The organism is Kitasatospora sp. NPDC049285 (assembly GCF_040678815.1).
Taxonomy (GTDB): Bacteria; Actinomycetota; Actinomycetes; order Streptomycetales; family Streptomycetaceae; genus Kitasatospora.
The window spans coordinates 16633-42712 of the sequence record NZ_JBFAQR010000022.1; the positions used below are offsets into that span (position 1 = coordinate 16633).

Sequence of the window (26080 nt, forward strand, 5' to 3'; positions counted from 1 at the left end):
GGTTGGTGGGCCGGTCGGGGCCGACCGGGAGGGGTGCGGGGGTGGGCCGCCGGAGCGGACCACCCCCGCACAGGACCCGAATTACTCGGCGGCGCTGTTCGAGATCGAGCTGAAGCTCGACACCGGGCAGGCGGCGGAGAGCAGCGAGGAGACGGAGACGCCGCCGTTGACGGTGTCCAGCTCCTCGACCTCGATGTCGAACTGCTCGTCCTTGTTGATCTCGTTCTCGGCCATGGGGATCTCCCTCCGGTCAGGGCACCGACCCGCTTCTCGGGTCGGTCACCGCATCTGGTCCCCGGTATTCGCATTCCCGGCTTTCCGGTTTCCCGGCTTTCTCCGGTTCCGCTCTCCGGCGATGTCTCAACTATGACCGGTCCGGGGAATGCCGGGCAGTACGAGATGTCAGATGTTCGAGCAGGTAAATGTCACCACCCGCCATGACATTTTGCACATACTCTGACCTGCACCGATACGCTACTTGCCGATTCACGCCGGGAGCCGTCACGCTGCATTCATGACACCTCTTTCCGAGAATTCCCCGGCCGTGGAGGTAGTGGATCTGCGGCGCAGTTACGGCGACTACGAGGCGGTGCGCGGCATCTCCTTCTCGATCGCCCGCGGCGAACTCTTCGCCCTGCTCGGGACCAACGGCGCGGGCAAGACCACCACGCTGGAGGTCCTGGAGGGCTACCACCCGGCGAGCTCCGGCACGGTGCGGGTGTTCGGCCTGGACCCGTACACCGCGGGCGCCCGGGTGCGCCGGCGGACCGGGACGATGCTCCAGGAGGGCGGCTTCTTCAAGGAGCTGACGGTCCGTGAGACGGTCGACTGCTGGCGCTCCTTCACCACCGGCGCCCGGCCCACCGCGGAGGTGCTGGCCCGGGTCGCACTGGAGCCGAAGGCGGGCACCCGGGTCGGGCAGCTCTCCGGCGGCGAGCGCCGCCGGCTCGACCTGGCGCTGGCGGTGCTGAACGACCCGGAACTGCTCTTCCTGGACGAGCCGACCACCGGCATGGACCCGGAGGCGCGGCGCACCACCTGGCGGCTGGTCAAGGAACTGCGGGCGGCCGGCACCACGGTGGTGCTGACCACCCACTACCTGGAGGAGGCCCAGCAGTTGGCCGACCGGGTGGCCATCATGGACCGCGGCGTGATCGCCGCCGCCGGCACCGTGGCCGAGGTGCTGTCCGGCCGGGGCGACCTGATCGCGCTGCCCGTGCCGCCCGGCTGCCCGCCCGCCGCGCTGCCGCAACTGCTCGGCGCCACACCGGTGTTCGCCGACGGCCGGGCCGAGTACCGGGTGCCGCGCTCGGCGCCCGCGCTGGCCGCCCTGCACGCCTGGGCCGCCGACCGGGGCGTCGAACTGGACGGCCTGGAGGTCCGGTCCGGCTCGCTGGAGGACGTCTTCCTGGAGCTGGCCGGCCACCCCACCACCACCGAAGGGGCTGTGCGATGACCTGGACCACGTACGCCAGGGGCCAGTTCGGCCTGTCCTGGAAGGTGTTCTGGCGCAACCGGCGCTCCACCTTCATCGGCTTCCTGCTGCCGGTGCTGCTCAACCTGGTGATCGCCGCGCCGCTGCGGGACAAGCGGATCGGCGGGGTGAACGCCGCCGGGTACGTGGCGGTCGGGCTGCTCGGACTGGCGCTGGTGACCTCGTTCGTCAACCTGCTGAACAGCGTGGTGGCGCGCCGCGAGGAGCTGGTGCTGAAGCGGCTGCGCGGAACCGAGGTGCCGCCGAGCGCGATCTTCGCCGGGCAGCTCGGCGCGGGCGCGGTGGTGGTGCTGATCCAGGCGCTGGTGCTGGGCGGGGTCGCGGTCGGCTGGTTCGGCGCGCCGCTGCCCGCCGACCCGGCGCTGCTGCTGCTCACCCTGCTCGGCGGCTACCTGCTGTTCTCGGTGCTGGCGGTGGCGCTGTCGGGGGTGACGCCGTCGACCGAGTCGGCGCCGCTGGTGGCCACGCCGGTCCTGGTGCTGTGCATGTTCGGCGCGGGCGTCTTCACCCCGCTCACCGCCCTGCCGGACTGGCTGCGCGGCCCGGCCCACGCGCTACCGCTCTCGCCGGTGATCGAGAGCCTGCGCACCGCCTGGTTCGGCCGCGAGTTCGGCGGCGAGAGCTGGAGCGGCGGCCCGCTGCCGGTGCTCGACCTGCCGCACGGCTGGGCCTCCGCCGGGCCGTCGCTGCTGCTGCTCGCCGCCTGGCTGGCCGCCGCCGCGATGCTCTCCCGCCGCCTGCTGCGCTGGGAGCCGCGCCGCGGCTGACACCTGCTCAGCCGCTGCCCGGCCGCGTTCTGCCGCCCCCCTTTCGCCACCCTTCGACCGGCCCGCCCGGCCCGTAGTGCCCGTCCCCGACGGGACCTCCGGCCGTGGCGGGCCGTCGGCGTCCGGAGGGAGGCTGGTCGGTGCGGGCCCTCTCCTGCCGTCGGCGGGCACCCGTACGGAAGACGTCGGGAGGCCCCGGGATGCCCCAAGACCGCTCGCAGCTAAGTCTGTTGACACTCGACACCACCCCGGACGCGATCGCCGGCGCCCGCCGGCACACCGCGCAGGTACTGCAGTGCTGGCGGGCCGACGCGGAACTCTCCGACGCAGCACGGCTGGTGGTCTCCGAGCTGGCGACCAACGCGATCCGCCACCGCACCGACCGCGACGACCGCGACGACCGCGACGGCTTCACCCTGACGCTCGCCCTGTGCGGCCCCGCCCTGCTGGTCCAGGTCGGCGACCACGACCCGCGTCCGCCCCGCCCGCGCCGCGCCGCCCCCGACGCCACCGGCGGCCGCGGCCTGCACATCGTCGGTGAACTCTCCACCCGCTGGGGCTACTACCCCGTCTCCCCCGGCGGCAAGGTCGTCTGGGCCGAACTCCTCGCCGACGCCGACACCCCGCCCACCCACGGCGCACCCCCACGGGTCGACCCCGACCAGCCTTACCTCCCCGCCTCCCCACTCCCGACCGACCACTGCTGCTGACCCCGCCCGCCGTACCGATTCGTGACACTGTTCGAGGCCCACGACTGAAACCCCGCAGACCCGTTGGTGCGTGTACCTTCCGGAAGATCCGATGGAGGGGGGTCCGTCGTGCGGCGGATATCGATGACGGGTGCGGTGTTGAGCGGGGTCCTGCTGCTGGCCGCGTGCACGGGTGGCGGCGGGGGCGGTGCTGCGAGCGCGGGTGGGGGTGGTGGCGGTGCCGGTGCCGTCGCAGGGCAGAGCGCTTCGCCGAGGACGTCCGCGGCCGTGCTGTCGATCGAGCCCGGGGACGGCGCGAAGGACGTGGCACCGGGCGCGGTCAAGGTCTCGGTGGCGACCGGCAGGCTGACCGCGGTCACCGTCACCGACCAGGACGGCAAGGCGGTCGAGGGCGCGATCGCCGCGGACGGCCTCAGCTGGGTCCCGGCCGCGGGCGGCGTCTCGGTCGGCGCGACCTACCGCGTGAACGCCACCGCCACCGACGCGGACGGCGTGACCGCGACCGCCACCAGCACCTTCACCACCCTCACCCCCAAGAAGACCGTCAAGGTCGAGGACAACGTGGTGACCGGGAAGCAGTTCGGCGTCGGCATGATCATCTCGGTCGACTTCGGCACGAAGGTCAAGAACAAGAAGGAAGCCGAGCAGGCCGTCGTCGTCGAGGCCTCGGACGGCACCCAGGTCAAGGGCCACTGGTTCGACGACGACACCCGGCTCGACCTGCGCCCCGCCGCGTACTGGAAGCCGGGCACCGAGGTGAAGGTCCACCTGCGCACCAGGAGCGTGGAACTCGCCCCGGGCGTGTACGGCGCGACCCAGCGCGACGAGAACTTCACCGTCGCCCGCTCCAGGATCAGCGAGGTCGACGCCCGCACCCACCAGATGGTGGTCAAGGAGGACGGCAAGCCCGACCAGACCATCCCGATCGTCGCCGGCACCGACGACAACCCCTCCTGGAACGGCACCATGACCATCTCGGCCAAGAGCCGCATGGAGAAGATGACCTCCCGGGGCCAGACCAACCTCGTCGGCGAGGGCTACGACGCGGTCGAGCCGCACGCGATGCGCCTCACCAGCACCGGCACCTACCTCCACGGCAACCCGCAGGCCCGCGGCGTCGCCGGCCACGCCAACATCAGCCACGGCTGCATCGGGATGGCCGACACCCCGGAGGGCGACGACGACTCCCCCGCCGGCAAGGTCTACGCCGCCTCCCTCGTCGGCGACGTCGTCATCATCCGGAACTCCGTCAAGAAGCAGCCCCTCGACCCCGGCAACGGCCTCAGCGGCTGGACCGTGCCCTGGTCCCAGTGGTGACCCCGCCCGCGACGGGGTGCCGACCGGACCTGGCGGCCACGGCTCAGCGGGCCCCGGTCACCAGCCCGGTCCGGTAGGCGAGCACCACCGCCTGGACCCGGTCGCGCAGGCCGAGCTTGGCCAGGATCCGTGAGACGTAGGTCTTGACCGTCTCGGGCGCGATGACCAGCGCGGCGGCGATCTCCGCGTTCGACAGGCCCTCGGCGATCAGCCGGAGCACCTCGTGCTCACGCGGCGTCAGCGCCCGGACCAGGTCCCTGGCCGGCTGGGCGGTGTCGGCCGGCCGCAGCCGTTCGGCGAAGTGCCCGATGAGTTCGCGGGTGACGGAGGGGGCGAGCAGGGCCTCGCCGCGGGCGACGGTGCGGATGCCCGCCACCAGCTCGGCCGGGCGGGCGTCCTTGAGGAGGAAGCCGCTGGCACCGGCCTTGAACGCGTCGTACACGTAGGCGTCCACGTTGAAGGTGGTGACCACCAGCACCTTCGGCGGTTCGACGGCGTCGGGCCCGGCCAGCCGCCTGGTGGCCTCGATGCCGTCGACCAGCGGCATCCGGATGTCCATCACGACCACGTCGGGGCGCAGCCGCCGAGCGGCCTCCACCGCCTCGTGCCCGTTCTCGGCCTCGCCGACGACCTCCAGGTCGGGCTGGGCGTCGAAGATGGTGACGTAGCCGGTGCGTACCAGGGCCTGGTCGTCGCAGACGAGCACCCGGATCGGCGGCGGCGCTTCGCTCATGGGGTCACTCCTGCAGGGGTTCGGACGGGATCGTCGCGCTGACCCGGAAACCTCCGTCGGGCCGTGCACCGGCGACCAGTTCACCACCGACCAGGCGCAGCCGTTCGCGCAGCCCGGTCAGTCCGCGTCCCCCGGAGGGGAGCGCGGCCGCGGCGGAGCCGGCGGGGCCTGCGGGTCCGGCAGGGCCTGCGGGGCCCTCGGTGATCACGTCGATGCCGATGTCCGCCGCGCCGTGCCGGACCACGACGGCGGTGCGCTGTCCGGCCGCGTGCTTCATCGCGTTGGTGAGCGCCTCCTGGACCACCCGGTAGGCGGCCAGCTCGACGTCCACGGACCGTCGGGCCTGCGTGCCCTGCTCGGTGATGTCGACGGACTGGCCCGACAGCCGGGCGCGTTCGACCAGGTCGACGATCCGGCCCAGGGTCGGCCCCCCGTCGGCGCCGACCGCCTCGCTGCGGGCCCGGTCGCCGGTCGCCTCCAGGACGCCGAGCAGCGAGCGCAGCTCGGTCAGCGCCCTGCGGCCGGTGTCACTGACCGCGTCGAGTGCCTCGGCGGCCCGCTCGGGCGCGGCGGGGAGGACGAACTGGGCGGCGTCCGCCTGGACCACCATGGCCGTCACGTGATGGGTCACCACATCGTGCAACTCCCGTGCGATCCTGGCCCGTTCGGTGGCCGTGGCGACCTCGGCCGCGAGCCGCCGCCGCTCGGTCTCCTCCACCCGCCGCCTGCGCATCGCACGTCCGATCTGCCAGAACAGGGCGAGGCCCAGGGAGAACGCCGCGAAGTCCGCGAAGCCCAATGGCGAGCCGAGGCCGTGCAGCGTGACGGCCAGCCCGCCGTAGGCCGCAATCGCCGCGGCCGCCAACGGGCGCCGGAACCGGACCTGGTGGGCCCCGACGGCGTACAGCGCCAGGTAGAGCCCCCAGCTCCCGAGCGTGGTCGGAAAGCCCAGCGCCTGGTGCGCGGCGAACGCCGCGCCCACCACCGCGAGGCAGGCGGCCGGCCGCCGCCGGCGAACGGCCAGCGGCAGGGTCTGGGCGAGGGTCAGGGCGATGCTCAGCGCGTCGGCCGGCCGCTTCGGCAGGTCACCGAGCTGCGCGCCGAGGTTCGCCAGTGCGGGCACGAAGGCCAGCAGGGTGACCGCCATCGCGAGGACGCCGTCCTGCGCGGCGGTGCCCAGCCCCGCCCACCGGTCGCGCGGCGCCCGGAGGAACGGGTTCCTCCGGGCCGCCTGCGGGACGAACTCCACGTCCGACTCCTCCGGTCCGGGCGTCATCGCCGGGCGCGGCGCCCGGACACCAGGCCGCCCCGTCGCCGGGCGAGGACCAGCATCGGGACGGCGAGCAGTACGCCGATCACGACGGGCACGATCGAGGTCTCCAGGCCGAAGACCCCGCCGTTCAGCAGTGCCGGGCCGTCGACCTTCGCGGTCAGCACGCCCTCGACGGGGTGGCCCGAGACCGGGATGCCGAGCAACTGCTCGGCGCCGTTCCAGGCGAAGTGCAGCCCCACGACGAACCAGATGCTACGCCGCCACAGGAAGGCCGCTCCGAGCAGCCCACCGGCCTCCAGGGCGATCGCCAGCGCGCTCCACGGCGAGGCTCCCGGGTTGGCCAGGTGCGACAGGCCGAAGAACAGTGCGGGCACCACCAGGCCCACCCGGCTGCCGAACCGCTGCTCCAGCGCTTGCAGGGCCAGCCCGCGGAACATCAGCTCCTCCGCCACCGCCGCCCCGCCCGCCACGATGACGGCGGAGGTCACCAGGGACAGCGCGTCGCCGTCCGCCCAGGAGAAGGAGTAGCCGCCGAACGCCGTGATCAACAGGGCCGAGACGAGCACGAAGCCGAGGCCGAGGCCGCTGCCGAGCAGGAACTCCCGCCGGGCGCCCCGACGGTCGATCTCCGGGGTCTCCCGCCCGGCGAGACGGTGCATCACCACGCGGTACACCAGCACCGAGGCGGCCGCACCCACCAGCGGCAGCGGACCCGGAGCACCCGCGGTCACGCCGGTGACGAGGGCGACGGCGACCATCCCGGTCACCATCCACCCCAGCGGGTGGCGAACGAACCGCCCGAGACGGCCCCTGCCCGGACGGTTCTCCCCCTCCGGCGGTCCGGTCGTTGCACTGCGGTGTTCGACGGACGTGGCGTCCATGACGGCCTCCCCGGGACAGTGGCCACCCCGTCGGCGACCCCGACCACAACGCTAGGAATCCCGCCCCCGCAGCGAATCACCCGAGCGCGGACGATCCGGGTAGCTCTCCCGGGGGATGCCGGTTCGCCCGGGCACGCAAGGGGCAGCGGCCGAGAACCACGAAGGCCCGGTTCGGCGGGATCTCATCCGCTGAACCGGGCCTTCGCTGTGTTCCGTTGCTGTGCCCCAGACAGGAATCGAACCTGCGACACCGGCTTTAGGAGAGCCGTGCTCTATCCCCTGAGCTACTGAGGCGGGAGTGCACCGGGAGGGCGCTGGCGCGGCTCCCGACTTCAGACAGGGTAGCGGATCGGTTCGTCGGGGCGGTCGTCTGATTCGGGATCAGCCGTCCAGGTCAGGTCACGGACGGCGGCGCGGCGGTCGGTGGGGCAGCGGGCCCGGCGGGCTCGAACGGACCTTGTGGAGGCCGGGAAGTCGGGTGTTCGAAGATCCCTTATCCTGACCCAATGGCTGTCGGCGAGGGCGGGGGGATCACGGTGCACGAGCGCCGTCTGCTGAGCACGGGCGCGGTGTGGGCGATACCCGCGGTGGTGACCCTGCTGGCAGGCCTGTGGAGGATCGGCAATCCCGAGCTGTGGCGTGACGAGGTCGCCAGCTGGGTGGCGGCCGAGCGCAGCCCCTCGCAGCTGTACGACATGCTGCAGAACGTGGACGCCAGCTCCGGCTTCTACTACTTCGTCCTGCACTACTGGATCGACCTGTTCGGCGACTCGCCGACCGCGCTGCGCTCGCTCTCCGCCCTGGCCATGGCGGGCGCCGCGGCGTTCACCGCGCTCGCCGCCCGCAAGCTGTTCCGCAGTGACACCGCCGGTCTCGCCGCCGGCCTGCTGTTCGCCGTCACCCCGATCGTCTCCCGGTACGCCCAGGAGATCCGCGCCTACGCCCTGGTCACCTGCGCGGCCGCCGCCGCGACCTGGCTGCTGCTGCGCGCCCTGGAGCGTCCGACCCTCGCCCGCTGGACGGCGTTCGGCGCGGTCACCGCGATCGCGGGCGCGGCGCACCTGGTCTCGCTGGCCGGCCTGGCCGGGCAGGCCGCCCTGGTCGCCCTGGCGATCTGGCGCCCCGACGCCCTCGGCCCCACCCGCGCCGAGGCAGCCCGGGAAGCCGAAGCACCCCAGGAAGCCCCCGCAGCCCAGGAAGCCCACCCAGCCCAGGAACAGGGACAGGGGCAGGAACAGGAGCAGCGCGACATCGCGGCCCCGGCCGAGCGCCCCGCCCGCCAGGTGCGGTGGAAGCTGGCGTGGCAGTTCCCGCTGACCGCCGCGCTGGCCGTCGCGGTGCTGATCCCGCTGATGCGGCTCGGGCAGTCGCAGACCGGCCGCCAGCTCGGCTGGCTGCCGCACCCGGACGCCGGGTCGCTGCGCCACGTCGCCGAGGACCTGTTCACCAGTCCGCGCCTGGTCCACCTGGTGGCGGTGCTGGTGCTGCTCGCCGTGCTGCTGCCCGGCCGCCGGCTGGCGGCGCTGGGCACGGTGCTGCTGGCGGCGCTGCCGGTGCTGGCGGTCTACCAGATGTCGCTGGGCGAGACCTCGTACTTCCTCAACCGGTACCTACTGTTCGTCGTCCCGGCCTGCGTCACGGCCGCGGGCGGCGGGGTGGGCGCCGTGCACCGGCTGCTGGTGCGGGCCTTCCGTGGGCTGGCGCCGGGCGCGGCCGCCCGGACCCGGCTGCTGATGTCGGCCGGGCTGGCCCTGGTACTGCTGGCCGGCCTGTCGGCGCGCTGCTGGTACCTGGTCAGCGACGGGCAGCACGTCCAGCGCACCGCGGCCTCGCACAACGTGACCGACTTCGAGGGCGCCGCCGACCTGATACTGGCCGGCCACCAGCCGGGCGACGCGATGGTCGCGGTCTCCGCCGACTACTGGTGGGCGATGGTCGGCCCCTCGCTCAACTACTACCTGCGCGACGCGAAGTCCGCCCCGGCGCAGGTCTTCGTCTACCGCACCGCGATCGAGCGCGACGACCTGTTCCCGCTCGAGACCCCCACCCCGCAGACCGCGTTCGGGAACCACCAGCGGCTGTGGCTCATCAATGTCGACAGCGGCCCGGACATCTACCAGGGCTTCACCCCGCAGCAGACCAGCGCCTTCAAGTCCACCTTCACGATCGCGCGGACCGAGCGCGTCACCGGACTGACCGTCTCCCTGCTGGTCCGCAGCCACTGACCTGAAAGGCACACCGTGACCACCACCCCGGAGACCCCGTTCGCCGGTCTGGGCAGGATCCTGGTGATCATCCCGACCTACAACGAGGCCGAGAACGTCGAGACGATCGTCTCGCGCGCCCGCGCCGCCGTCCCCGAGGCCCACGTCCTGGTCGCGGACGACAACAGCCCGGACGGCACCGGCAAGCTCGCCGACCAGCTGGCCGCCGACGACGACCACGTCAGGGTGCTGCACCGCAAGGGCAAGGAGGGCCTCGGCGCGGCCTACCTGGCCGGGTTCACGTGGGGCATCGAGCACGGCTACGACGTGCTGGTCGAGATGGACGCCGACGGCTCCCACCAGCCGGAGGAACTGCCCCGGCTGCTGACCGCGCTGCACGGGGCCGACCTGGTGCTGGGCTCCCGCTGGGTGCCCGGCGGCGCGGTGGTGAACTGGCCGAAGTCGCGGCTGCTGCTCTCCAAGGGCGGCTCCACCTACTCCCGGCTGATGCTCGGCGTGCCGATCCGCGACGTCACCGGCGGCTACCGGGCGTTCCGCAAGGAGACCCTGCTCGGCCTCGGCATGGACCAGGTCGCCTCGCAGGGCTACTGCTTCCAGGTCGACCTGGCGTGGCGCACCGTGAAGGCCGGCTTCAAGGTCGCCGAGGTGCCGATCACCTTCGTGGAGCGCGAGCACGGCGCCTCCAAGATGAGCCGCAACATCGTCGTCGAGGCGCTCTGGCGGGTCACCGCGTGGGGCGTCGCCGACCGGGTGGCGCGCCTCACCCGGAAGAAGTAGCGGCACCCCCGACCCTCCGGCGGCCGAGTCACCATGGAGGTAGCCGGCCACCGGAGGTTTCGCCGTGACAGAGTCACTGCATCGCGCAGAGGAGCCCGGACGGCAGCCCAAGCGGTGGTCCGGCGCCAGGGCACGGGCCGCCAAGGTCGCCGAGTCGGCCAAGGGCGCTCCCGAGCGGATCCCGCTGGTCGGCCGCGCCCTCAGCAACCTGATCCGGGTCAACCTGCTCGACAACGCCACCCGGCTCGCCGCCCAGGCCTTCCTCAGCGCCCTGCCCGCACTGTTCGTGGTCGCGATCTTCGCCCCCGCGACCATCAAGCACAGCATCACCGGCTCGCTGCGCGAGCAGCTCGGCCTGCACGGACCGGCCCAGCAGCAGGTCCAGCAGCTGATGAGCACTCAGCACGACACCGCGTCGCAGAGCTTCGGCGCGATCGGCGTGCTGGTCACGCTGGCCTCGGCGACCGCGCTGAGCCGGGCCCTGCAACGGGTCTGCGAACGCGCCTGGGAGATGCCCAAGACCGGTGCCCGACTCGCCCTCTGGCGCTGGGTGGTGTGGCTGCTCGGCTGGCTGGTCTTCCTGGTCATCCAGGTCCCGCTGCGCCACGGCTTCGGCGCGGGCCTGTGGCTCGGCATCCCGCTGGAGTTCCTGGCCTCCACCGGCGTCTGGTGGTGGACCCAGCACCTGCTGCTCGGGGCCCGCATCCGCTGGTACCCGCTGCTCCCCGGGGCCGCCCTGTGCGGCATCGCCGAGGTGGGCCTGGGCATCGCCTCCAAGGTGTACCTGCCGCACGCGATGACCACCTCGGTGAACCAGTTCGGCCCCTACGGCGTGGTCTTCACCTGCCTGTCCTGGCTGATCGTGCTGTTCACCGCCATCACCCTGGCCCTGGTCCTCGGCCGCGTCATCTCCGAGGAGCCCCCCGTCGCCCGCTACCTCGGCACCCGCACCGAACGCGGCGCCTGGTGACCCGTCAGGCACCCCACCCGTCGTCGGGCGAGGGCGCCTCGCCGCACGCGTGGAACGGCTCGCGGTGCTCCCACAGCCCCGCCTTGGCCAGCAGCCAGTCGTCCAGCACCGGCTCGTCGTACGCCTCCCGGTCGACCAGGACGAAGTCCACCCGGGAGGTGCCCCGGGCCACCCGCAGGGTGCGCTGGTCGGTCAGCGAGCCGTGGACCACCGTCTCCCACCGGCAGCCCGCCGCGGTCAAAGCGGCCGTCAGCGCCGACTCGGTGACCCGCCCGTCCACCGGACGCACGCCGCCGCCGGGCAGCGGCAGTTCCAGCTCCGAACGCCACACCTGCAGGCAGAGCGAACGCAGCCGCCGGCAGCGGCAGAACTCCGTCTCGGCGTCGCCCCAGCCGAAGTAGTGCGGCCAGCGGTGCTGCTTCGAGGCCCGGCCACCGTCCCAGGGCCGCCCCAGCAGCCGGACCAGCTCCGGCAGCGAGGCGTCCATCCGCAGCTCGCCGAAGGCCCCGGTGGCAGCCAGGTCGACCAGGCCCGGCAGGACGGACGGCGCGGTCACAGGCAGCCGCGCAGGGCGTCGACGAGGCGGGCGGCCCGGGCGTCGCCGTGGCCGATCATGCGGTTGGCGGTGTACGCGAACGCGACGCCGTGCGCGTCGTCGGCGAAGGCGAACTGGCCGCCCGCGCCGTCGTTGCCGAACGACCGGGCGCCGAGCATCGGGCGGAACCCGGAGTCCAGCAGCACGCCGGAGCCCCAGCGGGCGCCCGCGTCGAAGCGCAGGAAGCCGGCGCCGGACGTCTGCTCGCGCAGGGCGTCGCCGAGGGTCTCCGCGGACAGCAGCGGGGCCCCGCCGTCCAGACCGGTCGCCGCCGCCGCGTAGAGGCCCGCCAGGCCGGTCGCCGAGGCCACCGCGCCCGCCCCCGGGAGCTCCATCGCGTGCAGCGCCGGGTCGTTCCACCCGTGCGGCTCGTCCAGGCCCGGGAAGGCCAGCGCGCCGTTCATGGTGACGATCCGGGTCAGCAGGTGCTCGGGGCCCGGCATCGGCGGTCGGCCCGGTGCCTCCGCGAGCGGCGCCAGCCGCGGCAGTTCCTCCGCCGGCAGGCCGATCCACAGCGGCAGGCCGAGCGCCTCGGTGATCTCCGTCCGGAGGAACCGGCCGATCGTCAGCCCGGTGATCCGGCGGACCACCTCGCCGACCACGAACCCGAAGACGTGCCCGTGGTACTCGTGCGCCGTGCCAGGCTCCCAGAGCGGACGCTGTGCCTCGACCGCCCGCACCACCGGGGTCCAGGCGGCGATCTCCTCGAACGCAGGGGTCCGGTCCAGCACCGGGATGCCCGCCCGGTGCGACAGCACCATCCGGGTGGTGACCGCGGCCTTGCCCTCCGCCGCGAACTCCGGCCAGTACGTGGCGACCGGGGCGTCCAGGTCCAGCAGCCCGCGCTGCGCCAGCAGCAGCGCGGCCACGCTCACCGCGCCCTTGGCGCACGAGAACACCGGCACCACGGTGTCCACCGTCCAGGGGCGGCCCGTGGTCTCGTCCGCGACCCCGCCGTACAGCTCGACGACCTTGCGACCGCCGTGGAACACGGTCACCGCCGCCCCCAGCTCGGCGAACTCCTCGAAGTTCCGCGCGAACACCTCCGCGACGGCCCCGAACCCACCCTCGACCGACCCCTGCACGACCCCGCCCCTCTCACCGAACCGAACCGCCCCACGCTAGGCGAGCCTCCGGCGGAGCGGCGAACGGATTTCGGGGAGAGGGTGCCGCTGCCGCGGGGCATCTGCGGGGGTGACGACGAAGGCGCCTCCGGCGGGGGCGACGCCCGGCTTGGTGCCACCGGGGCGACGCCCGGCTTTCGGGACGCCCCTGCCGGGCCGGTGTCGCGGGGCGGGCGCAACCGCACTCCTCGCGCCGGGCGGGCGGTCGGGGTGCGGGTGTGGGCCGTCGTGGGTTTCGGCTAGGCGAGGCGGAGGAGGCGGGCGGTGATGGAGGGCGGGGCGAGGGGGGACTGGAGGGTGACCGGGATTTCGATGCGGTCGTCGCCGTCGCCCGCGGAGAGGGTGCCGATCTGGGTGCCGGCGGGGAGGGTGTGGGCGATCCGGCCGATCGGGTTGAGGGTGAGGTGGGCGGTGATGCCGTTCCAGCCGGCCACCGTGAGGTCCTTCCCGGCGACGACCGGGACCTTGCCGCCGAGTCCGTCGCCGACGTAGCCGACCACGTCGCCCGGCTTGGCGAGGGTCTGGCCGGTGAGGGCGTTCTGCGCGGCGACGTTGATCCGCTGGCTGACCGGCTGCGCGGCGCGGACCAGGCTGGGCTCGTCCTTGGTCGCGGGCTGACCGAGCGTCACACCGAGGACGGTCCGCTTGACGCCGCCGATGTCCTTGACCGCCGCCCACATCAGGCAGGACTGGGCGGGGGTGGACGAGCCGGTCTTCACCCCGATGTTGCCGTTCTTGCCGAGCAGCGCGTTGGTGTTGAAGATCCGCTGACCGTTGAACTTGGTGTCGGGCTCGGCGACGATCTGCCGGAACACGTCGTTCCTGATCACCTGCTCGGCCAGCTTCAGCTGGTCCTTCGCGGTGGACTTGGTGTCGTTGTTGTACCCGGCCGGGTCGGCGTAGACCGTGTTGGTCATGCCGAGCTGGGCCGCGGTGTCGTTCATCTTCTTGACGAACGCGTCCTCGCTGCCGGAGTCCCAACGCGCCAGCAGGCGGGCCACGTTGTTCGCGGACGGCAGCATCAGCATCTCCAGTGCCTCGTACTGGGTGAGCTGCTGACCCTCGGTCAGGGTGACCTTGGACTCGTCGGCGTTGGCCGACTCCTGCGCGGCCTGCTTGTCGACGGTGATCGTCGGGCCGGTCTCACCCTTCTTCAGCGGGTGGGCCTGCAGGATCAGGTAGGCGTTCATCACCTTGGTGACGGAGGCGATCGGGACCGGGGTCTCCTGCCCGGAGGCGCCGAGGCTGCCGACCCCGACCACCTCGGCGGCGGCCTGGCCCTTGGCGGGCCACGGGATGTCGAGCTTGTCGCCGGCGAAGGTGAAGGAGTCCGCGACCCCGAGCTTGGCCTTCGGCGCGGGCAACGGGCGCAGCAGCTGCGCGGTGGCCAGCACGCCGAGCACCACCACCGCGAACACGCCCCAGATCAGCACCCGACGCATCGCCCGACGCAGCGGCGTCATCGGACGTGCACTCAGCGCGGCCAGGACCTCCATCGCCTCGATGGTGTTGTCCGGCCCGGGCACGAACGCCACGGGCTCGGCGAGCGGCGCAGCAGCGGGAGCCGCGACAGCAGCCACCGGAACGGCGGCGGGCGCCGGCTTCGGCGCGGCGTCCGGCGCAGCCTTGGCGGCGGGGGCGGCCTCCGCTGCGGCCTTGGCGGCGGGGGCAGACGCGGCCTCCGGTGCGGCCTTGGCGGCGGGGGCAGACGCAGCGTCCGGTGCGGCCTTGGCGGCCGTCGGCTTCGGCCCGGCGTCGGCAGCGGGCACGTCCTTGGGCAGCCGCAGCATGACGGTCCGCTCCGGGCGGGACTTCTCGACCCGCAGCGTCACGGTCGGCTCCGGCCCGGCCGGAACCTCGGCATCCGCAGCCGTCCCGGTCTCCGCAGGCTCCGCGGCCTCGGCGACCTCCGCCGCAGCCCCGGTGCTATCGCCGCCCTCCTCCGCCTCCGACTCCGCGTCGGCCTCGACAGCCGCGTCCTCATCCGCGTCCGACGCACCGTCAGCACCCTTGCCGGCCGGGCCCACGCGCAGCGTCATGGTCGGGGCGGGCCCGCTGGCGGGCGGCTCGACCTTCCCGAGCTTCAGCTCCCCGGGCGCGGCGGGCGGCGGCTCTTCCTCGTCCTTCCCCGTCGCGGCCTCCTCCGAACCCTCCGGCTCCGCGACGGTCTCCTCTTCCTCCTCGACCTCCACGTCCGCCGTCTCGGCGCCGGGGGCGTCCGGGTTCCGCAGAGCGAGACGGGGGTCGGCGAGGGCGCCGCTGGCCTCGGGGGTGTCCGCGGGGAGGCGGAGGGAGGTGGTGCGGGTGTCCGAGTCGCGGACGCGGAGGTGGACGGTGGAGGTGCTGCCCTCCTGCGGGTGCTCCGGGGTCGAATCAGCCTCGGCCGACCGCGTCTCGCCGTCTCGCCGGTCGCTCTTCGGGGACTCGCCCACGTAACCCACTCCTCCTCGTCCGCCCGGCGACGCCGGTCCGATCACACAAGCTGGTTTTTTCGGGCGGGTTCTCGGCCCGCGCCGGTATCTGTACAGTCTCCGGCACCGAGTCCGCGGCGGCCTGCCGCACCCCGCCCGACCGGCGGTTTTTCCTGCCCGCCCGGTCCGTCCCCCGGACAGACGCACGTCTGTCCGACGCCGGTTCCAGGGTGCCGGGGCAAGGTCACGATTCGGAGGCGTACTCGACAAGCCTGTGTGAGAGGCGTCACCCTGTCATTCATCCACGCGGGGAGGCTTGGATGGGCAGAGGCCGTCGAACCATTCCCGAGGAGCTGTTGTTGCTCGCGCTGGACCCGGCCACGGGTACCACCGCGCAGCCGCAGACCCTCGATCTCGGACTCGCCGGGGCACAGCTCGTCGAGCTGTCCCTGGCCGGAAGGATAGTCCCGGACGGGGACCGGATCGCCGTGGTGGTGCCACGGCCGACCGGTGATCCGACCCTGGACCACGCGCTGGAGCTGTTGCGCCGGCGTGGCAGTCCGGTGCGCGCCGCGCACTGGATCGGCGGCCCACGGCTGGGCCTGAGGCAGACGTACCTGGCGCACCTGGAGCGGTGCGGCATGGTGACGGCGGTCGCGGGCCAGGTGTGCGGGGTGCTTCCGACGACGCGGTACCAGGCGTCGGACGACTGCACCAACGCCGCGATCAAGCAGCGGCTGGACACCGCGATCCGCACCGGCGTCCCGCCGGACCCGCGGACCGCAGCACTGGCGGCACTGGCGCACGCGGTGGGTCTGGGCAAGCACCTGTACCCGGGCAACGAGGGGCGGTCCTCCCGCTCCCGCCTGCGGGACCTGATCAGGTACGACCCGCTGGGCGGGATGGTGGCCCACGCGGTGATGGACGTGCAGAACGGTCTGCCGGCCCAACAGGGCAGGTCGGCGCCCGCGGGCAGCCGCGGCCCGGCCGGGCGGCCCGCCGCCAGCGGGCGGGGTGTGGCCACCCGGGTGGGCGCGCGATGAGGCGCGCGGACAGCGGCGCGCGCCGTTAGCGTTCGTCGGAGAGCAAGGGCGGTCGGCCCGGTGCGATGCACCGGACGGGCCGCCCTTCGCCGTTCCCGGGGCCGGGCGGTCGAGAGCCGACGAACCGTCAGGGTCCTTCTAGCGCAAGGGAGGTGCCATACCGCGCAGGCGCGCCGGGCGCAAGAGCCGTCATCCTCTTTGAACTATTTTCCGATGATCTGTTCTACAGCGCTCACGCGATTCCCAGGCATGGACCGCAGTTGAAGTGGCATGCTGCTCAGCGTCAGGGGGGTTGGTACCAATTACCGCACTGTTGCCAGAAGTGGGCCCGGAGGTCGATGTGTCCGCCAGCGTGAATCCGACGGTCCGCCGTCGCAGGCTCGGCGCCGAGCTCCGGCGGCTGCGCGAGTTGAAGGGCATGACCGCCGAGGAGGTGGCCGGCCGCCTGATGGTCTCCCAGTCGAAGATCAGCCGACTGGAGAACGGCCGCCGCTCGATCAGCCAGCGCGATGTGCGCGACCTGTGCGACGTCTACGAGGTCGACGACGAGCGGGTGCGCGCCGGGCTGATGGAGATGGCCCGGGAGTCCCGCCAGCGCGGCTGGTGGCACGAGTTCGGCGACATCCCGTACAGCGTCTACATCGGCCTGGAAGCCGAGGCCTCCTCGATCCGGGCGTACGAGTCCTCGTTCGTGCCGGGCCTGCTGCAGACCCGGGAGTACGCGGAGGCGGTGGTGGCGGGCACCCAGCCGGACACCGAGCCGAGCGCGATCCGGCGGCGGGTGGACGTCCGCCTGAAGCGGCAGCACCGGATACACGGCGACGACGAGCTGGGCAGCCTCTGGGTGGTCATAGACGAGGCGGTGCTGCGCCGCGAGGTCGGTGGGAGCCGCGTGATGGCGGAGCAGCTGTACCAACTGGTCGAGCTGGGCGAGCGGCCGAACATCAATCTTCAGGTCATCCCGTTCCGGCACGGCGCGCACCCCGGCATGACCGGGACATTCTCCCTGCTCGAGTTCCCCGAGTCCGCGGATTCGACGGTCGTCTACTTCGAAGGAGTGACGAGTGATCTCTACCTGGAGAAGGAAGCCGACGTACGTCGCTATACCAATCTCTACGACCACCTGCGGGCCGCGGCCCTGAGCGTCGCGGACACCCGGTTGCTGATTAACCAGATCGCAGAGGAGTTCATGAAATGAGCAAGTCCACCGAGAACCTGGCCTGGCGCAAGAGCAGCTACAGCGGCGGCAACGGCGCCTGCGTGGAGATCGCCGTTCCGGCCGCGGGCGCCATCGCGGTCCGGGACTCCAAGGACCCCCAGGGCCCGCAGCTGCGGTTCTCCGACCAGGCCTGGGCGGCGTTCGCGGCGGCCGCCGGTGCGGGTGCCTTCGGCGAGGTCTGACCTCGGCCCGCCCGCTCCACGGCCCACGACGGTGCCCGCCGCTTCCCGCGCGGCGGGCACCGCCGCGTCCGGGGACCCGACGGACTGTCAGGCGGGCGAGGGCGCCCCGGGGACGGGGACCCGACGGGGCGTCAGGCGGTCGGGTAGCGGGTGCTCCAGGCCTCGGTGCCGTGCAGTTCGGGGCCGTGCAGCAGTTCCAGCACCAGGTCGTCGGCGAGTTCCAGGACCGTGCCGCGGCCCTCGACCCCGGCGACCAGGTCGGGCGGCAGGGCGGTCTCGCCGTGCAGGGCGCCCAGCAGGTTGCCGCAGATCGAGCCGGTGGAGTCGCTGTCGCCGGAGTGGTTGACGGCCAGCAGCAGGCCGCTGCGGACGTCCTCGGCGACCAGCGCGCAGTACAGGCCGATGGCGAGCGCCTCCTCGGCCGTCCAGCCCTCGCCGAGCTGCTCGACCCGCTCGGCGGACGGCACTCCGGCCCGGACGGCGTCCAGGGCGCCGCGCAGCGCGGCGGTGGTCTCCTCGTGCTGCGGCCGCTCGGAGAGCAGGGCCAGCGCCAGGTGGACGCCCTCCTCCAGGGTGCCGCCGCGGGCGACCGCGTGGACGATCACCGCGAACGCCCCGGCGGAGAGGTAGCCGGTGGGGTGACCGTGGGTCAGCACCGCGCACTCGAGGGCGAGTTGGAAGACCAGGGCCGGGTCCCAGGCGGTGAGCAGTCCGAACGGGGCGGCGCGCATCACGGTGCCGCAGCCCTTGGAGTCGGGGTTGCGCGGTTCCTCGACGGTGGCCAGCCGTTCGGCGTCCGGTCCGGACAGCCCGGACAGGCAGGCGTCGCCGGGGGCGCGGCGGGCGTACAGCCATTCCTCGCGGCCGAGCCAGCCGAGGTCCTTGCGGCGCTCGTCCGGTCCCCAGTCCTGCTGGGTGGCGTACCAGCGCAGGTAGGCGCGGTGCACGTCGGTGGGCGGGTGCCAGGCGCCGCTGTCGCGGCTGATGTGGGCGCGGATCAGGCCGTCCACGGTGAACAGGCTGAGCTGGGTGTCGTCGGTGACGGCGCCGCGGCGGCCGAAGGCCGGGACGTAGCCGGTGACGCCGTCCGGTCCGTTCGCGGCGCGGATCCGGTCCAGCGGCTCGAACTCCACGCCGGCGCCGAGCGCGTCGCCGATCGCGCCGCCGAGCAGGCAGCCCCGCACCCGGCTGCGGAAGTCCTGCTGCTGGGCGCGTGACCACAGGGGCATCACGGTCGGAGGGCCTTTCGGTCGACTGGTGCGGGCGGGCAGACGCACTGTATTCGAAGATTCGCGCGGAACCGCGGGCTCCATCGAACATCCATCCGTCGACACGCTGGTGCCATCCGGACCGCACCGCCGGAGCAGCCGTCAGTCCAGCACCGGCAGCAGCCGGGGCAGGTGCCCGTCCGAGGACAGCGCCGCCGCGCGCCGCTCGTCGGGCACCTCGCCGTACAGGGTGGTGCGCTGGCGGGCGGGGCGGCCGGCCAGTGCTGCGATCGCCTCCAGGTCGCGCACCGACTTGTAGGAGCCCCAGGAGGAGCCCGCCATCCGGGAGATGGTCTCCTCCATCAGGGTGCCGCCGAGGTCGTTGGCACCGCTGCGCAGCATCTCGGCGGCGCCCTCGGCGCCCAGCTTCACCCAGCTGGTCTGGATGTTGGGGATGTGCGGGTGCAGCAGCAGCCGGGCCATCGCGGTGACCGCCCGGTTGTCCCGCGCGGTCGGGCCGGGCCGGGACAGGCCCGCCAGGTAGACCGGCGCGTTGGTGTGCACGAACGGCAGGGTGACGAACTCGGTGAACCCGCCGGTGCGTTGCTGGATCCCGGCGAGCAGCCGCAGGTGCCCCAGCCAGTGCCGCGGGGCGTCGACGTGGCCGTACATCATGGTGGAGGACGAGCGGATGCCCAGCTCGTGCGCGGTGGTGACCACCTCCACCCACGTCGCGGCGGGCAGCTTGCCCTTGGTCAGCACCCAGCGCACCTCGTCGTCGAGGATCTCCGCGGCGGTGCCCGGGATGGTGTCCAGGCCCGCCTCCTTGGCGCGCTGCAGCCACTCCCGGATCGACAGCCCGGTCCGGGTGGCCCCGTTGACCACCTCCATCGGCGAGAAGGCGTGCACGTGCATGCCCGGCACCCGCTCCTTCACCGCCCGGGCGATCTCGAAGTAGGCGCTGCCCGGCAGGTCCGGGTGGATGCCGCCCTGCATGCACACCTCGGTCGCCCCGACCTGCCAGGCCTGCTCGGCCCGCTCGGCGACCTGCTCCAGCGACAGGGTGTAGGCGTCGGCGTCGGTGCGGCGCTGCGCGAAGGCGCAGAACCGGCAGCCTGTGTAGCAGACGTTGGTGAAGTTGATGTTCCGGGTGACGCAGTAGGTGACCGCGTCGCCGACGGTGTCGCGGCGCAGCTCGTCGGCGATCCGGGTGAGCGCGTCCAGGGCCTCGCCGTCGGCCTGGAACAGCGCCAGGGCCTGGTCGTCCGTCAGCCGGGTCGGGTCGTCAGCGGCGGTGGACAGCGCTGCCAGCACCTCGGAGTCCAGGCGGCGCGGGCCGGGGACGGCGATCCGCTCGCGCAGCGACTCCCAGTCGCCGTACACCTCGTCGAAGTCCGAGCGGCGGTCCGCGCTGCGGCCCTCGGTGTCCACGGTGCGGAACAGGTCGGTGCGGCCGCCGCCGGACATCGGCTCCTCCGGCTCCTGCCAGGGCAGGCCCTGCGGGCGGACGCCCTCGCGGGCCAGGCCGGTGGCCGGGTCGGCGAGCGCCCGCACGTGCGGCAGCAGCCGCGGGTCCAGCCAGGGCTCGCCGCGCTGCAGGTACTCCGGGTAGACGGTGAGCCGCTCGCGCAGCGTGAAGCCGGCCTCGGCGGTGCGGGCGGCGAGCTCCTCGATGTGCGGCCAGGGGCGCTCCGGGTTGACGTGGTCGGGCGTCAGCGGGGAGACGCCGCCCCAGTCGTCGATGCCCGCGTCGATCAGCAGCCGGTACTCGGCGTCCACCAGGTTCGGCGGGGCCTGGATCCGCGCGGCCGGGCCCAGCACCAGCCGGGCCACCGCCACCGCGGCGGCCAGCTCGGCGAGTTCGGCGTCGGGCATGCCGCGCATCGCGGTGTCCGGCTTGGCCCGGAAGTTCTGCACGATCACCTCCTGCACGCCCTGGTAGGCGCGGGCCACCTTGCGGATCGCCAGCAGCGACTCGGCGCGCTCGGTGTGGTCCTCGCCGATGCCGATCAGCACCCCGGTGGTGAACGGCACCGCGCTGCGCCCGGCGTCCTCCAGCACCCGCAGGCGCACCGCGGGCTCCTTGTCCGGGGAGCCGTGGTGCGGGCCGCCGGGCTCGGACCACAACCGGGTCGCGGTGGTCTCCAGCATCATCCCCATCGACGGGGCGACCGGCTTGAGGCGCTGCAGGTCCGTCCAGGACAGCACCCCGGGGTTGAGGTGCGGCAGCAGCCCGGTCTCCTCCAGCACCCGGATCGCCATCGCCCGGACGTACGCCAGGGTGTCGTCGTAGCCGTGCGCGTCCAGCCACTCGCGGGCCTCCGGCCAGCGCTCCTCGGGCCGGTCGCCGAGCGTGAACAGGGCCTCCTTGCAGCCGAGTTCGGCGCCCTGCCGGGCGATCTCCAGCACCTCGTCCGGGGACAGGTACATGCCGTGGCCGGCCCGGCGCAGCTTGCCGGGGACGGTCACGAAGGTGCAGTAGTGGCAGCGGTCCCGGCACAGCCGGGTGAGCGGGATGAAGACCTTCCGCGAGTAGGTGACCACCCCGGGGCGGCCCGCCTGCTCCAGACCGGCGTCGCGGATCCGCGCGGCGGTCCGGCACAGCTCCGCGAGGTCCGCGCCGCGCGCCTGCAGCAGCACCGCGGCCTCGGCGGCGTCCAGGGCCACCCCGTCGCGGGCCCGGCGCAGCGCGCGCCGCATCGCGGTCGGAGTCGGGGCGGAGGCGGGTGACTTCGGGTCCGGGTCGGTCATGGACCGACCCTACGCGAGCCGTCCGTCTGCGGGACTACACGACCCTGAGGGCGCATCAGGGTCGCAACACGCTGGATACGACGCGAGACGTACGAGAATCTGCCTCTGCCGGGCGACGTTTCGGGCGCGCCGAGCGTCTCTAATGGAGAGTGACAGTGCACGGAGCTCGGAAGGGGGCTGCGATGGAACAGGACTCCACGGCAGGGCAGGACGTGACGGCGGACCAGGGCGCGCCGGCGGCACGGGTCGGCAGGCGGCGCACCGCGGTGCGGATCGGCGTGCCGGTGGCGGTCGCCGCGGTGGTCGCGGCCGGCATCGGCCTGGTACCGGCACTGGCCGACGACGAGACGCCGAACCTGCCCGCGATCAGCGCGCAGGACCTGGTCGCCAAGGCGCTCTCCACGGACACCGACACCTTCAGCGGCACCGTCCGGGTCACCGCCGACCTCGGCCTGCCGACCGCCATCACCGACGCGGTCTCCGGCTCCGGCCCGCTCGGCGGGATCGTGCAGAGCGCGGGCGGCGCCACCGGCTCCGCCGACCCGCAGCGCAAGGCCGTCGAGCTGCTCGGCGGCTCGCACACCCTGACGGTCGCCGCGGACGGCCCGGACCGCCAGCGGCTCACCCTCGCCTCCCAGCAGTCGGGCTACGAGTTCGTCCACAACGGCGACCAGGTGTGGGCGTACGACCGCGCCTCCCAGCAGGCCCTGCACCTCACCGGCGACGGCCGCGGCCACGGCCCCGACGGCAAGGGCGGCATCGCCGCCGCCACCCCGCAGGAGGTCGCCCGGCAGCTGCTGGAGCACGCCTCCGCCACCACCTCGGTCACCGTCGACGGCACCGAGCGGGTGGCCGGGCGCGCCGCGTACAAGCTGAGCGTCAAGCCCAAGCAGGCCGGCTCCACCATCGCCGAGATCCGGGTCTCGGTCGACGCCGAGAAGGGCCTGCCGCTCGCCGTCCAGGTGCGCACCGTGGACGGCGCCAAGGCCTTCGACATCCGCTTCGGCACGCTGTCCCTCGCCAAGCCGGACGCCAAGACCTTCGAGTTCAGCGTCCCCAAGGGCGCCAAGGTGGTCGAGGGCGGCGCCAAGGACCTCGCCGAGCCCGCCACCCCGACGCTGCCGGGGCTGCCCGACCTGAACGGCGCCGACGCCAAGGTGATCGGCGAGGGCTGGACGGCGATCGTGCAGGGCGGCGGCGGCGCCGACGCGGCGGGCGGCCTGGGCAAGTTCGCCGGCAAGTCCGTCAAGGGCGGCACGCTGATCTCCACCCACGTGGTGAACGCCCTGATCACCACCGACGGCCGCTTCTTCGCGGGCGCCGTCACCCCGGAGACCCTGCAGGCCGCGGCCGGCCTGAAGTAACGATCCGTCAGGAGAAGGGGCGTCCCCGCCGGGGGCGCCCCTTCAGCGTCGCTGGGTGGAGGCCGCGGCCAGCGCCAGCAGCGTCAGCTGACCCGGCGACACCAGGAACAGCGGCGCCCAGCCGTCCGAGACGATCCGCACCCCCGCCGTCAGGCCGTGCAGCCGGGCCCGGTGCGAGCCGCGCAGCTCCACCCGCTCCAGCCGGTACGGCGGCGCCAGCTCCACCCCGTCGCCCTCGGCCGGCTGCCAGCGGATCGACGCGGGCAGCCCCGCCGTCCGCACGACGCACAGCTCCCCGCCCTGCGCCAGGCCGCCCTCGCGCCGCACCGCGGCGACACGGCGGAGAACGGGCCGAGCGAGGTGGACCATGGAGCCCTCCAGTGCGCCCGAGGGCGCGGCCGAGCGTGGTGGAAGACCGCGGCCGCCGGGTCAGGGTCCCTCCGGTCCGGTCCGCGCAGCGAGGACGTTAGCAGTCCCGCCCTCCGCTTGAGGAGATCTCACGGAGGCGTTCTTCGGACACCCACGGACCCCCCGTGCAACGAGTCCGTACATTCCGGCTATTGACGCGGACTCAAGAAGGGCGATGGGATGGTGGGCCGCCTCGGTCCGTTCGTCCGTTGTTCCCCCGTCCCACCATCCACCCGCCCGCTGGGAGTGCCGTGCCGATCAGCCGCCGAGGAGCCCTGCTGGGCGGCCTCGCCGTCGCCTGCACGGCGGCCCTCGCCCGCTGCGGATCGGCGGTGGCGACCTCCTCGGCCGGTCCCGCGGGCCTGCTGGAGGTCACCACCGGCTGGACGTCGGGACCCGAGCAGAACGGCCTCCAGGCCCTCCTGGCGGGCCTCAAGGGCCGCGCCCCGGACGTCACCTTCGTGGCCGGCGACAGCTCCAACCCGGCCCGCCCCGACCTCGCCCGCCGGCTCTCCGACGGACCGCCCCCGGACGCGTTCCGGTGCGCCGGCGGCGCCGAACTCGCCGAGCTCGCCCCGCGCCTGGAACCCCTGGACGGCCTCTACCGGCAGCGCGGCTGGTCCACCGGCCTGCCCGCCCTGCTGCTGCCCCGGCTGCGCTCCGGCGGCGTCCTGTACGCCGTGCCGGCCGGCGTCCGGCGCACCAACCTGCTCTGGTCCAACCCGCAGGTGCTCGCCGACGCCGGCGCCGACCCCGCCCCACCGTCCTTCGACCGACTCCTCGCCCAGCTCCGGCGGGTCGCCGCCACCGGCCGCACCCCGCTCGCCCTCGGCGGGCCCGCCGAGGTCCTGCACCTGCTGGAGACGGTCCTGCTGGCCGCCCACGGCCCCGACGTCTGGACCGACCTGTGGCAGCCCGGCGGCCCCTGGCGCACCCCCGCCACCACCGGCGCGCTCCGCCAGTTCGACGCGCTGCTCGCGCTGGCCGACCCGCCCACCGCCGCCGCCGACTGGACCGACGCCGCCCGGCGCCTCGGCGCCGGCCAGGCCGGCTACCTGCTCACCGGCGACTGGGCCGAGGGCTGGCTGCGCGACACCCTCGGCCTGCGCCCCGACGCCGGCTACCGCTGGTCCCCCGCCCCCGGCACCGACACCGTCTTCCAGTCCCGCGCCGACGTCTTCGCCCTCCCCCGCGAAGCCCGCCACCGCCCCGCCGCGCTGGCCTGGCTCGACGAGTGCGGCAGCCTGGACGGCCAGGTCGCGTTCAACGGCGCCCGCGGCGCGATCCCCGCCCGCACCGACCTGCCGGCACCGTCCCGCGCCCTGTTCGGCCCCTACGCCCGCTGGTCCCTCGACGAGTGGCAGACCCGCCGCCCGCTCGACTCGCTCACCCACGGCGGCCTGGTCGCGCCCCGCCGCCGCGACGCCGCCCTCGCCTGCGCCGGCGCATTCGCCCTGCACCGCGACAGCGCCCGGCTGGCCCGCGAGCTCTCCGACCTCTGAGCCGCCCCCGACCCCCGTCAGCTCGCGACGGGCTCCGCCACCGCCGCGTCCAGCACCCGGCGCTGCCGCTCCACCCGCACCCGGCGCAGCGCGTCGAAGCTCAGCACCGCCAACGCCGCCCACACCAGCGCGAACCCGGCCCACCGGGCCCCCGGCATCGCCTCGTGGAACACCGTCACGCCGATCAGGAACTGGAACACCGGCGCCAGGTACTGCAGCAGCCCCAACGTGGTCAGCGGCACCCGCAGCGCCGCCGCCCCGAAGCACATCAGCGGCACCGCCGTGATCACCCCGCTCACCACCAGCAGCGCGCTGTGCCCCGCCCCGTAGTGCCCCAGGCTGCCCTCGCCGCGCACCCCCAGGTAGACCAGGAACCCCAGCGCGAACGGGAACATCGCCGCGCTCTCCACCGCGAAGCTCTCCAGCCCGCCGAGCGCCACCTTCTTCTTCAGCAGCCCGTACGTGGCGAACGACAGCGCCAGCGTCAACGCGATCCACGGCAGCCGCCCGTACGCCACCGTCAGCACCGCGACCGCCGCCGCGCCGATCCCCACCGCCGCCCACTGCGCCCGGCGCAGCCGCTCACGCAGCACCAGCACCCCGAACGCGATCGTCACCAGCGGGTTGATGAAGTACCCCAGGCTGGTCTCCACCACGTGCCCCGAGTTCACACCCCAGATGTAGACGCCCCAGTTGACCGAGACGACCGCCGCCGCCAGCGCGGACAGCGCCAGCCGCCGCGGCTGCCGCAGCAACGGCCGGATCCACGACCAGCGGCGCAGCGCCAGCACCATCACGACCACCGCGACCAGCGACCACACCATCCGGTTCGCCAGGATGTCCGCCGCCCCCGCCGGCTCCAGCAACGGCCAGAACAGCGGGAACAACCCCCACATCCCGTACGCCGCGAAGCCGTTCCACAGGCCCACCCTGGCCTCCGCGACACTCTCCGCCATGGGCCTGCCTTTCACGTGCGCACATTCGTCCTACGAAAGGTAGCGGGCACGGGGCTGGGATGTCATCTACGAATGGAACTTTTGCTCCTGACAGCTATGTGGGACTGCCAGGGGCTCGGGGAACGGCGAGGCGAGTGCCTGGTGGTCTGAGTCCGGCTGGTGGCCTTGA

General features: G+C 73.6%; 23 protein-coding genes and 1 tRNA gene. 12 read left to right on the forward strand and 12 right to left on the reverse strand.

All coding sequences use genetic code 11. The features are described from left to right. Positions 1–81 precede the first annotated feature (81 nt). Complete coding sequence (locus AB0K51_RS16530) at positions 82–234, reverse strand: hypothetical protein (RefSeq protein ID WP_363455162.1); 153 nt, start codon at positions 232–234, stop codon at positions 82–84. 280 nt (positions 235–514) lie between these two features. Here AB0K51_RS16530 and AB0K51_RS16535 point away from each other — a divergent pair, with 280 nt between their 5' ends. The 4 genes from AB0K51_RS16535 to AB0K51_RS16550 all read left to right on the forward strand — a co-directional run bounded on the left by AB0K51_RS16535 (position 515) and on the right by AB0K51_RS16550 (position 4289). Beyond that, a complete protein-coding gene (locus tag AB0K51_RS16535) occupies positions 515–1456 on the forward strand; it encodes an ABC transporter ATP-binding protein (protein WP_363455165.1) in 942 nt (313 codons plus the stop codon). Further along, positions 1453–2262: an ABC transporter permease gene (locus tag AB0K51_RS16540; RefSeq protein WP_363455168.1), complete on the forward strand. Its 810-nt coding sequence runs from the start codon at positions 1453–1455 to the stop codon at positions 2260–2262. Before AB0K51_RS16535 ends, AB0K51_RS16540 begins: the two co-directional genes overlap by 4 nt. Positions 2263–2492: 230 nt before the next feature. Beyond that, entirely contained in the window at positions 2493–2972 is a 480-nt protein-coding gene (locus AB0K51_RS16545; protein WP_363455170.1) for an ATP-binding protein, read from the forward strand. Between the two features lie 267 nt (positions 2973–3239). Next, positions 3240–4289, forward strand: coding sequence for an Ig-like domain-containing protein (locus AB0K51_RS16550; RefSeq protein ID WP_363455173.1), 1050 nt, complete (start codon positions 3240–3242; stop codon positions 4287–4289). Positions 4290–4332: 43 nt separating this feature from the next. Here AB0K51_RS16550 and AB0K51_RS16555 read toward each other — a convergent pair whose 3' ends face one another. From AB0K51_RS16555 to AB0K51_RS16570, 4 genes are all read right to left on the reverse strand, one after another. Continuing rightward, positions 4333–5022 carry a response regulator transcription factor gene (locus tag AB0K51_RS16555; protein WP_363455176.1) on the reverse strand — a complete coding sequence of 230 codons (690 nt, stop codon included), beginning with the start codon at positions 5020–5022 and terminating at the stop codon, positions 4333–4335. A 4-nt stretch (positions 5023–5026) separates the two neighbouring features. Further along, complete coding sequence (locus tag AB0K51_RS16560) at positions 5027–6271, reverse strand: histidine kinase (RefSeq protein WP_363455179.1); 1245 nt, start codon at positions 6269–6271, stop codon at positions 5027–5029. 23 nt (positions 6272–6294) lie between these two features. Then, entirely contained in the window at positions 6295–7053 is a 759-nt protein-coding gene (locus AB0K51_RS16565; RefSeq protein WP_363455182.1) for a CPBP family intramembrane glutamic endopeptidase, read from the reverse strand. Positions 7054–7397: 344 nt separating this feature from the next. Continuing rightward, positions 7398–7470: transfer RNA gene (locus AB0K51_RS16570), tRNA-Arg, on the reverse strand. Positions 7471–7682: 212 nt separating this feature from the next. On the opposite strand from AB0K51_RS16570, the gene AB0K51_RS16575 reads away from it, so the two are divergent. From AB0K51_RS16575 to AB0K51_RS16585, 3 genes are all read left to right on the forward strand, one after another. Beyond that, positions 7683–9401: a glycosyltransferase family 39 protein gene (locus tag AB0K51_RS16575; RefSeq protein WP_363455184.1), complete on the forward strand. Its 1719-nt coding sequence runs from the start codon at positions 7683–7685 to the stop codon at positions 9399–9401. A 15-nt stretch (positions 9402–9416) separates the two neighbouring features. Further along, positions 9417–10178 carry a polyprenol monophosphomannose synthase gene (locus AB0K51_RS16580; RefSeq protein ID WP_363455187.1) on the forward strand — a complete coding sequence of 254 codons (762 nt, stop codon included), beginning with the start codon at positions 9417–9419 and terminating at the stop codon, positions 10176–10178. A gap of 64 nt (positions 10179–10242) precedes the next feature. After that, entirely contained in the window at positions 10243–11148 is a 906-nt protein-coding gene (locus tag AB0K51_RS16585) for a YhjD/YihY/BrkB family envelope integrity protein (RefSeq protein WP_363455190.1), read from the forward strand. Positions 11149–11152: 4 nt separating this feature from the next. On the opposite strand, the gene AB0K51_RS16590 is transcribed toward AB0K51_RS16585, so the two are convergent. The 3 genes from AB0K51_RS16590 to AB0K51_RS16600 form a co-directional block, all read right to left on the reverse strand. Next, on the reverse strand, positions 11153–11704 hold the full coding sequence (locus tag AB0K51_RS16590; protein WP_363455193.1) for a hypothetical protein: 552 nt from the start codon (positions 11702–11704) through the stop codon (positions 11153–11155). Then, complete coding sequence (locus tag AB0K51_RS16595; RefSeq protein WP_363455196.1) at positions 11701–12828, reverse strand: serine hydrolase domain-containing protein; 1128 nt, start codon at positions 12826–12828, stop codon at positions 11701–11703. The genes AB0K51_RS16590 and AB0K51_RS16595 overlap by 4 nt, the downstream gene beginning before the upstream one ends. 278 nt (positions 12829–13106) lie before the next feature. Then, positions 13107–15299: a serine hydrolase gene (locus tag AB0K51_RS16600; protein ID WP_363455199.1), complete on the reverse strand. Its 2193-nt coding sequence runs from the start codon at positions 15297–15299 to the stop codon at positions 13107–13109. 299 nt (positions 15300–15598) lie between these two features. Here AB0K51_RS16600 and AB0K51_RS16605 point away from each other — a divergent pair, with 299 nt between their 5' ends. From AB0K51_RS16605 to AB0K51_RS16615, 3 genes are all read left to right on the forward strand, one after another. Further along, the gene (locus AB0K51_RS16605; RefSeq protein ID WP_363455202.1) at positions 15599–16321 is read left to right on the forward strand and encodes a GPP34 family phosphoprotein; all 723 of its coding nucleotides are present in this window, start codon (positions 15599–15601) and stop codon (positions 16319–16321) included. A 340-nt stretch (positions 16322–16661) separates the two neighbouring features. Further along, positions 16662–17519 carry a helix-turn-helix transcriptional regulator gene (locus tag AB0K51_RS16610; protein WP_363455204.1) on the forward strand — a complete coding sequence of 286 codons (858 nt, stop codon included), beginning with the start codon at positions 16662–16664 and terminating at the stop codon, positions 17517–17519. Further along, positions 17516–17722 (forward strand): DUF397 domain-containing protein, encoded by a 207-nt coding sequence (locus tag AB0K51_RS16615; protein ID WP_363455207.1) that lies wholly within the window; start codon positions 17516–17518, stop codon positions 17720–17722. The genes AB0K51_RS16610 and AB0K51_RS16615 overlap by 4 nt, the downstream gene beginning before the upstream one ends. A 131-nt stretch (positions 17723–17853) precedes the next feature. On the opposite strand, the gene AB0K51_RS16620 is transcribed toward AB0K51_RS16615, so the two are convergent. Together AB0K51_RS16620 and AB0K51_RS16625 are read right to left on the reverse strand one after the other, a co-directional pair. Then, on the reverse strand, positions 17854–18951 hold the full coding sequence (locus tag AB0K51_RS16620; RefSeq protein WP_363455210.1) for an ADP-ribosylglycohydrolase family protein: 1098 nt from the start codon (positions 18949–18951) through the stop codon (positions 17854–17856). A gap of 141 nt (positions 18952–19092) precedes the next feature. Beyond that, positions 19093–21681 carry a bifunctional FO biosynthesis protein CofGH gene (locus tag AB0K51_RS16625; protein WP_363455213.1) on the reverse strand — a complete coding sequence of 863 codons (2589 nt, stop codon included), beginning with the start codon at positions 21679–21681 and terminating at the stop codon, positions 19093–19095. Positions 21682–21863: 182 nt separating this feature from the next. On the opposite strand from AB0K51_RS16625, the gene AB0K51_RS16630 reads away from it, so the two are divergent. Then, positions 21864–23045, forward strand: a complete 1182-nt coding sequence (locus tag AB0K51_RS16630) for a DUF2092 domain-containing protein (RefSeq protein ID WP_363455216.1) — start codon at positions 21864–21866, stop codon at positions 23043–23045. A gap of 42 nt (positions 23046–23087) precedes the next feature. Here AB0K51_RS16630 and AB0K51_RS16635 read toward each other — a convergent pair whose 3' ends face one another. Next, positions 23088–23414, reverse strand: coding sequence for a hypothetical protein (locus tag AB0K51_RS16635; RefSeq protein WP_363455219.1), 327 nt, complete (start codon positions 23412–23414; stop codon positions 23088–23090). A gap of 290 nt (positions 23415–23704) precedes the next feature. Between AB0K51_RS16635 and AB0K51_RS16640 the strand changes: the two genes are divergently transcribed. After that, positions 23705–24955, forward strand: a complete 1251-nt coding sequence (locus tag AB0K51_RS16640; protein WP_363455222.1) for an ABC transporter substrate-binding protein — start codon at positions 23705–23707, stop codon at positions 24953–24955. A 17-nt stretch (positions 24956–24972) separates the two neighbouring features. Here the strand turns inward: AB0K51_RS16640 and rarD are convergent, their stop codons facing one another. Beyond that, positions 24973–25911: an EamA family transporter RarD gene (gene rarD / locus AB0K51_RS16645; protein ID WP_363455225.1), complete on the reverse strand. Its 939-nt coding sequence runs from the start codon at positions 25909–25911 to the stop codon at positions 24973–24975. Positions 25912–26080 lie beyond the last annotated feature (169 nt).